The sequence below is a fragment of the Sphingobium anseongense genome (assembly GCF_037725245.1).
Classification (GTDB): Bacteria; Pseudomonadota; Alphaproteobacteria; order Sphingomonadales; family Sphingomonadaceae; genus Sphingobium.
This window is the reverse complement of the sequence record NZ_JBBJUL010000007.1, coordinates 171,638-183,541: the sequence shown is the minus strand read 5'-3', so window position 1 is coordinate 183,541 and position 11,904 is coordinate 171,638. Positions and strand designations below refer to the sequence as shown.

Genomic DNA, 11,904 nt, shown 5'->3' with positions numbered 1-11,904 from the left:
AGGATTCGTCGCGCCCCGATGGCTGTCATTCCCAACTCCACCGGCAAGCGGAAGAAAAGCTCCAAGAGCTTCTGGCTGAAACAGCTGCACAGCTGGCACTGGATGAGCTCCGCGATCAGCCTGATCGGCCTGCTCCTCTTCGCTTTCACCGGCATCACCCTCAATCACGCCGCCGATGTCGAAGCCACGCCGGTGACGGTTGAAAAGGCCGCAGCCTTGCCGCCGCCGCTGTTGAAGATGATCGCGCCCGACAAGGCCCCCGACGGTAAGAAGCCCCTGCCCGCCCCGGTTGCGCGATGGGTCGAAAGCGAAATTGGGCAGCGTGGGTCAGGCGAGGCCGAATGGTCGGCGAGCGAAATCTATCTGGCCCTGCCCCGCCCCGGCGGCGACGGCTGGGTCGCTATCGACCGGGAAACCGGAGCGGTCACCAGCGAAGCCACCAGCCGCGGCTGGATCAGCTACCTCAACGACCTGCACAAGGGCCGCAACGCCGGCACGGCGTGGAAATGGTTCATCGACATTTTCTCGGTCGCTTGCGTGCTGTTCGCGCTGACGGGTCTTTTGCTGCTGCAACTTCACGCCGCCAAGCGGCCAAGCACATGGCCGCTGGTCGCTGCCGGCCTCGTTCTGCCGGCCATTCTCGCCATCGTCTTCATTCACTAAAGGAACCTCGCGATGCACATCCGACACCGCATCCTCTTGGGCAGCAGCGCCGCGATCGGCGCGGCCGGTGCGCTCGCCGCTCCGGCAAGCGCGCAGACCATGAATGTCAGCATCACCATCCCGCGCCTTTCAGTGGCCGAATATCATCGCCCCTACGTCGCGATCTGGCTGGAGCGCGAAGGCGCGCCCAGCCGCTCGCTGGCGGTCTGGTACGATTATGACATGAAGAATGGCGAAGGCACCAAATGGCTGCGCGACGTTCGCCAGTGGTGGCGAGTATCGGGCCGGACGATGAAATTTCCCGCTGACGGCGTGACCGGCGCGACGCGCGCGCCCGGTGAACAGAAATTGACCCTCTCGGCGGGCAAGGGGCCGCTCGCAGCCATCTCGCCGGGCCAATATATGTTGGTCATAGAAGCCGCGCGCGAAGTCGGCGGCCGCGAACTTCTGCGCCTGCCCTTTGCATGGCCGCCCAAGCCGGGCACCATCGTCAAGGCGGCCGGCAAGAGCGAACTGGGCGCGGTCGCGCTCAGCTTCGGCAAGTAGAACATAGGGAGGTTTATCCATGAAAGCCAAGTATCTGATCGCCTGCGCCCTTGCCGCGCTGACGCTGACCAGCGCCGCCCAGGGTCATCGGCAGTGGATGATGCCATCCTCCACCGTTCTGTCGGGCACCGACAGCTGGGTGACGGTGGACGCCGCCGTGTCGAACGACCTGTTCTATTTCGAACATAATCCGATGCGGACGGACAATGTGAAGGTCACCGCCCCCGACGGCAGCGAAGGTAAGATCGAAAATCCGGCGACCGGCAAATATCGATCGACCTTCGATGTGCACCTGACCCAGCCGGGCACCTACCGCATCGCCGCCGTTTCGTCGGGCATCATGGGCAGCTATATGCTGAACGGCAAGCAGGAGCGATTGCCGCGCGGCACGACCATGCAAACGCTGGCGGCCGCGATTCCCGCGGGGGCAACCAATGTCCGCACATCGGAAATGGCAAACCGCAACGAAATCTTCGTGACGCTGGGCGCGCCGACCACGACGATATTCAAGCCCACCGGGGTCGGCATCGAGCTGGTTCCCATTACCCATCCCAACGATCTGGTGTCGGGCGAAGCCGCGAGCTTCCAGTTCCTGCTCGACGGCAAGCCTGCGGCGAACCTCAAGGTCACCATCATCCCCGGCGGCATCCGCTATCGCGACGCGTTGGGACAGATGGACCTGACGACCGACAAAGATGGCAAGCTCAGCGTCACATGGCCGCAGCCGGGCATGTACTGGATGAACGCCAGCGTCGGCGGTGACCGTGAAGGTGGCCCCGGCGCGGGTGAAGGCGCGGGTTCGCCATCCGCAGCGGCGCTCGCCGGTCCGCCGGCCCGCCGCGCCGCCTATGTTTCGACGCTCGAAGTGCTCGCCCCCTGAACCCGGTGCGTGTCGCCATCCCGCCCGGCCTGCGCCCCGACCAGTTCGAAGGGCGCAGGCCGGGCGCGACGATCAGCGAACTTTCCGGCCCGACGATGGGCACCAGCTGGTCGGCACGCATCGTCGATGCCGCGCCGCACTGCGCCAACATCATCACTTCCGTGCTGGCCGGCATCATCGGCCAGATGAGCAATTGGGAAGCGGGATCGGACATCAGCCGGTTCAATCGCGCTCCGATCGGTGAATGGGTGTCGCTACCCGACGCGTTCATGACAGTCCTGAATGCCGGAGTGGAGATCGCCCGTTTGAGCGACGGCGCATTCGATCCTGCGATAGGCCGCCTGGTCGATGGCTGGGGCTTTGGCCCTGCGGCCGGCGCACCATTCTCCGCCGGTCCCGCAGGCCAGCAGAGTTGGCGGCAAGTGGAGCTGTCAGACGGCAAGGCGCGGCGCATGGGTGACGTCACCCTCGATTTTTCGGGCATCGCCAAGGGCTTTGCGGTCGACGCTGTCGCGCACGCCCTGCGCGATATGGGGCTATCGCAGTTCCTGATCGAGATAGGCGGCGAGTTGCGCGGCGAAGGCGTCAAGCCCGACCTGCAGCCCTGGTGGGTCGATCTGGAAGCGCCGCCTGGCCTCATCGTGCCGGTCATGCGCGTTGCGCTGTGCGGCCTGTCGGTGGCGACATCGGGCGACTATCGCCGCTTCGTCACAAGGGCCGGCCGTCGCCTGTCGCACAGCATAGACCCGCGCAGCGGCGCGCCGATCGCCAACGATGTCGCATCGGTTTCCGTTCTGCACGAAAGCGCGATGTTCGCTGACGCCTGGGCCACCGCGATCACCGTGCTCGGCCCCGACGAGGGCATGGCTGTGGCGACGCGGCACGGGCTGGCGGCGATACTGATTCGGCGCGAAGGATCTGGCGCGCGCGAATATATGACCCCGACGCTGGCGGCGATGCTCGACTGAACCGCGCGTCAGGCGTCGGCCCATCGCCGCAGCAGATTATGATAGACCCCGGTGAGGCGAATGACCTGTGCATCGCCATGGCCACGATCGGCGGCCAGCACCTGGATACTGCTGTCGAGATCGAACAGCGTCTGGCGCGCACCATCGTCACGGATCATAGATTGCAGCCAGAAGAAGCTGGCAACCCGCCGCCCGCTGGTCACCGGCTCTACCCTGTGCAGCGACGACGACGGATAGAGGACCGCATGGCCCGCGGGCAGCTTGACGCTCTGGACCCCGAAATTGGTTTCGATTGTCAGTTCGCCGCCTTCATAGCCTTGCGGCGGTTCCAGGAATATCGTGATCGACAGGTCTGACCGGACGCGAAAGCCGGTGTCCGGCTGGATACGCACGGCGTTGTCGACATGGGTACCGAACGCCTGTCCCCCCGCATAGCTGTTGAACAGCGGCGGATAGATTTTGAGCGGCAGCGCGGCAGCGATGAACAAGGGGCTGCGCCCGAGCGCTTCGAGCACTATCTGCCCCGCCTCGCGTGCTTGCGGAGCGTTTTCGGGTAGCTGGAGATTCTGCTTGGCCAGCGCCGACTGGTGCCCTGACGTCACATTGCCATCGACCCAGTCCGCCCGGTCGATCAACGCCCGAACGGCTCGCACGCCGGCGCCATCCAGCAGGTCGGGAATGGCTATCAGCATGGAATGTGCGTCAGCCCTGCAAAACGAAGGGGATTTCCACCACGCCCTTGACCATAACCGGCGTGCCGCCCCGCACCGTGGGCGCCCAGCGCCAGCCGCGCACCGCGTCACGCGCGGCGTCATCCAGCCGGGGAAAGCCACTGCTGCGGGTGATGCTGATCGAAGCGACCCGGCCATCCAGCCCCAGCGTCAACGACAATATCACCGTTCCCTGCTCGCGCTTGCGCCGGCTTTCGATCGGATAGCGTGGAGCCTTGCCCGACAGCATCCGGGCCGAAAGATCGCCCGCCTGCACGGTATTGGGCGGCGCTGCCATCACCGGCGGAGCGGCCGGTGCGACGATTGTCGACGTGAAAGCGACGGGGGTCGGTCGAGGGGCGGGGTCCGGCGTCGTCGCGATCTGTACCGGCGGACGAGGCGTCTGTACGATCGGCGGCGGAGCGACCACTTCTGGCTTTGTCGGCGGTGGAGGCGGCGCCTCCTGCGCGGGTGGGGGCGGCGGGGGCGTCAGGTTGACGACGGTCAGCTTCGCCTCGCGGGCTTTGATGACATGCTGCCGTACCTGGATCATTGCCGTGATCGCGACCACATGGATCAGGACTATCATGACGATGACAGGCAGATTAATCGCGCGTCCCGCCCCATATCGACCGGGCGGGGCAACCACCGCGTCGCCGACCGGCGCTTTCGCGGGCATGACGACAGGCGCGAAAATTGCGACCATATCGTCTGTCTCGTCCATCCTGTCTGCCATGCGCAGCATCTGGCATTCCCCTGCTGGTGCCCTGCACCCTGACGAAGCGCATAGCCCATCGCCTAATGCGAATCAATTGCATAGTCAGGATCGGGCGGGCGGCGGTCCGAGGAGAACTGTCCCGCCGCCCGTCCATTCCCCCGGCACGGGACATGAACCGGGAGAATCGTGTTGGCGCCTTACAGCTTGTAGCCCAGGGTCAGCACCCACGAGCGGCCCTCGCCAGGATTGGCCCAGCCATTGTTGCGGACGCTGGTATAATATTTTTCATTGGTGAAGTTCTGGACGTTGAGCTGGGCGCTGAACTTTTCCGTGATCGGGTAGGACAGCATCGCCCGGTGCACCAGATAATCGTCCGTCTTGTACATCGGCGCGCCGGTGATGTTGGCGAGATACCAGCTGCCCTGATAGGTCAGGCCATAGCCCAGTTCCAGACCGAAGGGGAGCGTATAGGTGGTGAACAGGCTGCCCGAATGCTTCGGATTGTTCGTCATCGGGTTACCCGCCTGGGTATCGACGAAGCCCTGCGACTTTTGATAATCCGAAATGCTCTGGATCACTTTGGTGTCGAGATAGGTGTAGTTGGCAAATATCGTCCAGGCGTCGGTGATATTGCCGGTGGCGCCCAGGGTAATCCCGTCAACACGGTTGCGGCCGTCGTTTACCGGCAGCGTGCCGATGAAAGGATCGTTGCTGGTGACGCGGTAATTGGTGCGTTCGTTGCGGAACAGGGCGGCCGTCAGTTGCAGCTTGGCGTCGAACAGGTCGATCTTGCCACCGATTTCGTAATTTACGGCCTGCTCGGGCTTGGCGATGCACGGATCGTTGAACAGATTTGCCGCCGTTGCCAGACCGCAGCCTGACCGGACAGTCGTGGCGGTCGGATTCTTGCTGTTGCCATAGGCCACATAGAGGCTGGCATTCTCGGCTGGCTTATACACCAGCCCGATGCGGTAGGAGAAAAGATTGTCGGTCGCGTTCTGCGGCACGCCGGTCGTGTATGCGCCGCCGGTCGCAGGCGTTGCAATCGTGTCCGACCGGAAGCGGGCGCGATTATGTTCGTAGCGGACGCCGCCATTGATTTCGAGCTGGTCGACGATCTTGACCGCGGCAAAGGCATAGGCGGCGATGTTGAACAGGTCGCCATCCTGATGGCCCGAGCGGATCGCGTTGACCGGGCCGGTATAGATGCCGTTGGGGTTGCTGATGCTGATCGGATCCAGCACCGGATTGGGCAGCGCGCCGCCGGCATTGCGCAGGACGTTGCCGTTATCGAGTGCATAATCTTCCTGCAACATCGATGTGCCCAGCACCAGCGAATGGCCGCCGGGGATGGTGAAGGTCAGGTCGAGCTGGTTGTACATCGTATCATTGACGGAGTTGCGGAAGCCACCGCGCGGGCCGCTGGGATAATAGGTGCCGGGGACCTGTCCGGCCGCGCAGGCGACGCCAGTGGGGGTCTGGCCATTGGCGAGGCAATAGGTGCCCTGCGGCGGATTGACGATCAGCTTCTGTTCGACCCGCTGCCAGCGCGACAGGTTGCGGACGGCCAGCAGATCGCTGAACCGATGGTCGAAGATGGCGGTGGCCTGGTCGATCGTCTGATCCTGACGATCCAAATTCCTGTAGCCATAATAGCCGCCATAGGGCACGCCGGGCAGCGGGCCGTCATAGAGCGCGTTGTTGTAATAAGGCACGCCATAGAGCGGCGTGTTCCTGTCCTCCTGATGCGTGTAAAGCAGTGTCAGCGAGGTCGGGCCATCCACGCCGAACTTGACCGATGGCGCGACGCCCCAGCGCTCATAGCGATCGACGTTGCGGGCCGGCACGTCATTTTCATGATACATGGCGTTGAGGCGCACGGCGACGAAATCGGACGCGCGGACATTGCTGTCGATGGTGGCGCGATAATAGTCGGACGTGCCGACGCCCGCCTGGACCAGCGTTTCGTCATAGCCCTTGGGCCGCTTGGTCACGATGTTGATGTTGCCGCCAATCGAACCGGAGCCGCCGAACACCGAGTTCGCGCCGTTGGTGACTTCGATCTGTTCGACATTGAAAGGGTCGGTGCGGCTATATTGCGCGCTGTCGCGAACACCGTCGATGCTGATGTCGGTGTTGGCGCTCTGGCCGCGCAGGTTGATGCTGTCGCCATAGCCGCCGCCGCCCTCGCCCGCGCCGAAGGTGATGCCAGGAACGGTCGACAGCACGTCACGCAGCGTCAGCAGGTTCTGCTTGGAAATAGTCTGGTTGCCGATCACCGTGATCGTTTGGGGCGTGTCGAGCAGGGGGCGGACATATTTGGGCGATTCCACCTTTTCGACCTTGATTTGCGATTCATCGATCGCCGTGTCGGTGACGGTCATGCCGCCCAGCTTCTGGCCCTTGTCGGCCTCCTGCGCGTGGCCCGCGCTGGCGAAAGCGATAGCGCCGACGCAGCTGAGCGCCAGGAAGGATGCGGATGTCGTTTTGTTCATGGTTGCTGGGAACCCCCTTTGAATTGTGAGGGCCCTGCTATTGCGAGCTGTTCGCAAAGTCAAACGCTATTGCGAAACATTCTGATTAACTGCCGACATCGGTCGCGCTATCCGTGCGGCGCGAAGCGTCGAACAGCCAGCATCGGATCGCGCTCGCCAGATTGGGCGGCGGCGACACAGCGAGGCGCGCAACGTCAATTTGGGCAACCAGCGCGCTGATCGGCAGGCCGCGCGCCGCCGCCGCCTCGCGCAGCGCATCCCAGAATATCGGTTCCAGACTGATCGCCGTCGCGTGGCCGGCAATGGTGATGCTCCGCTTGACCGGCGGCGCATAGGGAGGGCGATTGGCGAGCGGCCCGTCAAAAGCCGACGGATCGACAGGCAGAACAGCCATCGGCGACCGGGCGCCGGACGGATCGGCGCCCCGTGTCATCAGTACATGTGCTGGCCGCCGTTGATCGACATCGTGCTGCCGGTCACGAAGCCTGCTTCCTCACTGCACAGGAAAGCCACGCCGCGCGCGATTTCCTGCGCCTGCCCCAGCCGTCCGACCGGGATCTTGGCAACGATCTTTTCCAGCACCGGGGCGGGCACGGCGGCGACCATGTCGGTGTCGATATAGCCGGGCGCGATGGCATTGACGGTGATGCCGAATTTCGCGCCTTCCTGCGCCAGCGCCTTGGTAAAGCCGTGAATGCCGGACTTGGCGGCGGCATAGTTGACCTGGCCATATTGACCCGACTGGCCGTTGACCGACCCGATATTGACGATCCGGCCCCAGCCGCGCTCGCGCATCCCGCCAAAGGTCGCCTTGGCCATGTTGAAGCAGCCGCCCAGATTGACGCGCATCACATCGTTCCAGTCATCGAAGCTCATCTTGGCCAATACGCCGTCGCGAGTGATGCCGGCATTATTGACGACGATGTCGACAGGGCCGAGCGCTTGGGAAACCTCCGCGCAGCCATCCAGACAAGCCTGGTGATCGCCGACGTCCCATTTGAACACGCTGATCCCATTCCTGTCGCCAAAGGCCTTCGCCTTTCCATCATTGCCCGCATAATTGGCGGCGACGGTATACCCCATGTCTCGCAGCGCGAGGCTGATCGCCTCGCCGATGCCGCGTGTGCCGCCCGTTACGACTGCAACTCTGCTCATCCGCCTCTCCTGTCTGCTAAAAATGCGCTGGATTCAGCGCCATCCGGATAGTGCCCGGCCGATCAGCCGGGCATAGAGGAGCATAGCCTCAGGCGACGCATTCAAACAGGGAAAATGGTAGAATTTTTGGCCGCCAGCCGCGATAAATTGCTCTTTACCGCGCATCGCAATCTCCTCTAGCGTCTCCAGGCAGTCCGCGGCGAAACCGGGGGTCAGCACAGCGACCTTTTTGACCCCCTGGGCGGGCAAATCCTCCAGCACCGAATCGGTCGCGGGCGTCAGCCATTTGGCCGATCCGAACCGCGACTGGAACGTTACCCGTACTTCCCGGTCCATGGCCTTGGCGAGCAGCCGCGCGGTTTCCTGCGCCTGATCATGATAGGGATCGCCAAGCGTCCGGGTGCGTTCGGGCATGCCGTGAAAGCTCGCCAGCAACAGATCGGGCGCGAAATCGAGCGCATCGAGCCCCGCCTGGGTCGATGCCCGCAGCGCTTCGATATAGGCAGGGTCGTTATAATAGGGCGGCAAGGTGCGCAGCGCCGGCTGCGCGCGCATTGCGCCGATCGCCGCGAACACGGCGTCATGGGCGCTGGCCGTGGTCGCCGCGCAATATTGGGGATAAAGCGCAGCGGCAAGGATGCGGTCGCATCCCGCCGCCATCATAGCGTCGATCCGCGACGGGATGGACGGATTGCCGTAGCGCATTGCCCAGTCAACCAGCACGTCGGGGCCGAGCGCCGCCTGCAATCCTGCGGCGGCGTCGCGGGTGAACACCGCCAGCGGCGATCCCTGCTGCGTCCACACTTCGCGATAGGCGGCCGCCGACTTGCGCGGGCGAGTGGTCAATACCGCGCCGCGCAGGATCGGCTGCCACACAATCTGCGGGATTTCGACGACGCGCGGGTCGGACAGGAACTCGGCCAGATAGCGGCGCACTGCGCCAGGGGTTGGCGCATCCGGGGTGCCAAGGTTGATGAGCAGAACGCCGATGCGGCCCATATTCAATCCTGTGCCAGCAGCGGCAGGCTGCGAAATCGCTGGCCGGTTACGGTAAATAGCGCATTGGCGATGGCCGGCGCGACCGGCGGCACGGCAATTTCATCGACGTCGCCGGCCGCTGCCGTGCTGCGGATCAACTCGACGGTCACTTCGCCGATGGAATCGAGACGCGGCAGGCCCATCCGTCCCAGCACCGCGCGGGTCGGCAGGCCGCCGCGATAAGGCACCGAAGCGCCCATGGCGAGGGCCAGCCCTTGGATCAGGCCGCTTTCTATCTGTTGCCGTGCAATATCGGGATTGATCTGATCGCCGCAATCTACAGCTGCGACGATCCGCGTCACCGCCAGCTTGCCATTGTCGATGCCCGCCTCGACCAGCACCGCCGCATGCGAACCGTGCATCATATGCGCGGCGATCCCCTGCCCGCTGCCCGAAATGCCGCCCTGCCATCCGCCCATCGCCGCCGCTGTCGTCAGGCAATGGGCAAGGCGCGGCTGGCCACCCAGCATCTGGATGCGGAACGACATCGGTTCAATCCCGGCCAGATGCGCCAGTTCATCGATGAAGGATTCGGTGAAGAACGCGCCATGGACATCGGCATTGCCCCGCGACAGCCCGATCGGCAGGCCGACATCGACCGGATAATGGTCGACCGCGAAATTGGGTATCGCATAGGGCGGCACCATGCCTGACAGCGCCAGCCGGCTGGCCTGGCTCGCCGCCTGGGCGGCGGCCTCATGCGGCGGTTTGCCATGGGCGACCCGTGCCCAGCTCTGGCTGACGGCGCAGGGCGCTGCGACCTTGGCCAGCCAGCCCTCGATCGTGCCGCCCCGCCCGAGCTTCGCGGCCATCCGGGCATGGGCGGGCGCGCTCGGGCGATCCTGCACCACATCTTCGAGGCGCGACCACAATAGTTGCACCGGCCGCCCCATTTCGCGCGCCAGCACCGCGACCTGCGCCGCCGCCTCATGCTCCATCCTGCGCCCCGACGATCCGCCCGCGTGCAACGGATAAATCGTCACGGCGCCGGGCGAGATGTCCAGCGCCCGCGCGACAGCGGCACGCGCCAGGCCGGGCGCCTGCGTCGCGACCCATATCTCCGCGCCGTCATCGCCGACCCGCGCGGTGGCGCAAACCGGCTCGGCATTGAGGTGCAGCGCCGCATCGACCTGATATTCGCTCGCCAGGATGGTCGCGCCATCGAACACAGGCAACAGGTCGCCCTGCCGGAACAGACGCCGTCCCTCCGGGCTGGCGAAACCGGCTTCGAGCGCATTGTCGATGCTGGTGCTGTCGATCAGCGGGCCTGCGACCGTGAACACCGGGTCAGCCAGGTCGAGCGCCTTGTTCGCCGCCCACCAATTGACTCCGACCGCCGCGATCCAACGCTTGCGCCGCACGAATTTCAGCAGTCCCGCCACGCCTCTCGCGGCCGGCTCGTCCGCTCTTGCCAACACCGCGTCGCCGATCGGCCCCTGCCGAATCGACGCATAGACCATGTCGGGCAAGCGAACATCAGCGGCGAAATTATGACTGCCATCAAGCTTTGAGGGCGTATCTATTCTTGGCAAATCCCGCCCGACGAGGCGACCTTCGATGCCCTGACGCAGCGGCAGAATGGACGGCAAATCGAAGCGCGGCGCGTCCGCTGCCACATCGCCGATGCGCAATCGGCGCTTTTCGCCGTCGGTGATGATCCCATCCTGAATGTCGCAGCTTTCCCACGGAACGTCCCAGCGCGCCGCCGCGGCCTTGCAAAGCAGCACTCGCGCTGCCGCGCCAGCGTCGCGAAAGGCTTCCCGAAACATTCGGACCGATGTTCCGCTGCCTGTCAGCATCAGGGCGGTGCGAGTCGCATATTGATTGATCGCCCAGTCCCCAAGACCGCCGCCGAGCATCGTCCAGTCGCTGGCGAGCCATTCGCGCGCCAGCAGGCTGTTGGCATAGAGCGGGCCGATGGGCGCCGACTGGACCGCCACCGTGCGCCAGTCCGCGCCCAGTTCATCCGCAAGTATCTGTGGCAGGACGGTCGTTATACCCTGTCCCATCTCGGTCTGCGGAACGATCGCAATGATTTGCCCGGTGCGGTCGATCTTTAGAAACGCGCCGAATATGGTTTCGCCAGGCGCGGCGTTAAGCGAGGGCGCATAGGCCCGTGGCCAGAGCGCCCAGGCGACCATCAGTCCCCCCGCCACGCCACCGCCCACAAGCAACGCCCGGCGGCTGACGCCATTTTTCGTTGGGATATTGTCTCGCCTCAGCGATGTGCGCGCCATGTCATGCTTGATAGGAGGGCAGAGCACGCGTGCAAAGCCGGAATGACGCCGCCTCGATTATGCCTCCACCGGCGAAAGGCCGAGCCGACGGATCTCGATCGCGGGGCAACGATCCATCACGACCTTGAGGCCCGCGGCTTCGGCTCTTTGAGCGGCGGCATGGTCGACGACGGCGAGTTGCATCCAGACCGCCTTTGCCCCCGCTGCGATTGCATCGTCGACCGCCGCGCCCGCAGCATCGCTGTTGCGGAAAATATCGACCAGGTCGATCGGCACGCCGATGTCGGCAAGGCTGGCCCAGACGAATTCGCCATGAACATGTTCGCCCGCGATCTGAGGATTGACCGGCAGGACGCGATAGCCGTGATCCTGAAGCGTTTTCATGACGGTGAAGCTTGGCCGGTCGGGGCGGTCGGAGATGCCGACCAGAGCAATCGTCCGGGTCTCGTTCAGCAGTCGCGCAATATCGTCAGCTTGCGTCAGCGGCATCGAAA

Annotated in this window: 12 protein-coding genes; 4 read left to right on the top strand and 8 right to left on the bottom strand. The window is 64.4% G+C overall.

Going from position 1 to position 11,904, the window contains the following annotated elements:
• Window positions 1-18: 18 nt before the first annotated feature.
• From WG908_RS11690 to WG908_RS11675, 4 genes are all read left to right on the top strand, one after another.
• Window positions 19-663 (top strand): PepSY-associated TM helix domain-containing protein, encoded by a 645-nt coding sequence (locus WG908_RS11690; RefSeq protein ID WP_445326710.1) that lies wholly within the window; start codon window positions 19-21, stop codon window positions 661-663.
• Window positions 664-675: 12 nt separating this feature from the next.
• Window positions 676-1,209 (top strand): DUF2271 domain-containing protein, encoded by a 534-nt coding sequence (locus WG908_RS11685; RefSeq protein WP_340186751.1) that lies wholly within the window; start codon window positions 676-678, stop codon window positions 1,207-1,209.
• Between the two features lie 19 nt (window positions 1,210-1,228).
• Complete coding sequence (locus tag WG908_RS11680; RefSeq protein ID WP_340186750.1) at window positions 1,229-2,089, top strand: DUF4198 domain-containing protein; 861 nt, start codon at window positions 1,229-1,231, stop codon at window positions 2,087-2,089.
• Window positions 2,090-2,184: 95 nt separating this feature from the next.
• A complete protein-coding gene (locus WG908_RS11675; protein ID WP_340186781.1) occupies window positions 2,185-3,057 on the top strand; it encodes an FAD:protein FMN transferase in 873 nt (290 codons plus the stop codon).
• 8 nt (window positions 3,058-3,065) lie between these two features.
• Here WG908_RS11675 and WG908_RS11670 read toward each other — a convergent pair whose 3' ends face one another.
• The 8 genes from WG908_RS11670 to WG908_RS11635 form a co-directional block, all read right to left on the bottom strand.
• On the bottom strand, window positions 3,066-3,749 hold the full coding sequence (locus WG908_RS11670) for a Fe2+-dependent dioxygenase (RefSeq protein WP_340186749.1): 684 nt from the start codon (window positions 3,747-3,749) through the stop codon (window positions 3,066-3,068).
• Window positions 3,750-3,759: 10 nt separating this feature from the next.
• Window positions 3,760-4,503, bottom strand: coding sequence for an energy transducer TonB (locus WG908_RS11665; RefSeq protein ID WP_445326714.1), 744 nt, complete (start codon window positions 4,501-4,503; stop codon window positions 3,760-3,762).
• Window positions 4,504-4,682: 179 nt separating this feature from the next.
• On the bottom strand, window positions 4,683-6,980 hold the full coding sequence (locus WG908_RS11660; RefSeq protein WP_340186748.1) for a TonB-dependent receptor: 2,298 nt from the start codon (window positions 6,978-6,980) through the stop codon (window positions 4,683-4,685).
• Between the two features lie 85 nt (window positions 6,981-7,065).
• Entirely contained in the window at window positions 7,066-7,374 is a 309-nt protein-coding gene (locus WG908_RS11655) for a ribbon-helix-helix domain-containing protein (RefSeq protein ID WP_340186779.1), read from the bottom strand.
• A 38-nt stretch (window positions 7,375-7,412) separates the two neighbouring features.
• The gene (gene phbB / locus WG908_RS11650; RefSeq protein ID WP_340186747.1) at window positions 7,413-8,135 is read right to left on the bottom strand and encodes an acetoacetyl-CoA reductase; all 723 of its coding nucleotides are present in this window, start codon (window positions 8,133-8,135) and stop codon (window positions 7,413-7,415) included.
• A 33-nt stretch (window positions 8,136-8,168) separates the two neighbouring features.
• On the bottom strand, window positions 8,169-9,134 hold the full coding sequence (gene hemH, locus WG908_RS11645) for a ferrochelatase (protein ID WP_340186746.1): 966 nt from the start codon (window positions 9,132-9,134) through the stop codon (window positions 8,169-8,171).
• Window positions 9,135-9,136: 2 nt separating this feature from the next.
• On the bottom strand, window positions 9,137-11,410 hold the full coding sequence (locus tag WG908_RS11640; RefSeq protein WP_340186745.1) for a molybdopterin cofactor-binding domain-containing protein: 2,274 nt from the start codon (window positions 11,408-11,410) through the stop codon (window positions 9,137-9,139).
• Between the two features lie 57 nt (window positions 11,411-11,467).
• On the bottom strand, window positions 11,468-11,899 hold the full coding sequence (locus WG908_RS11635) for a CoA-binding protein (protein ID WP_340186744.1): 432 nt from the start codon (window positions 11,897-11,899) through the stop codon (window positions 11,468-11,470).
• Window positions 11,900-11,904: the final 5 nt, after the last annotated feature.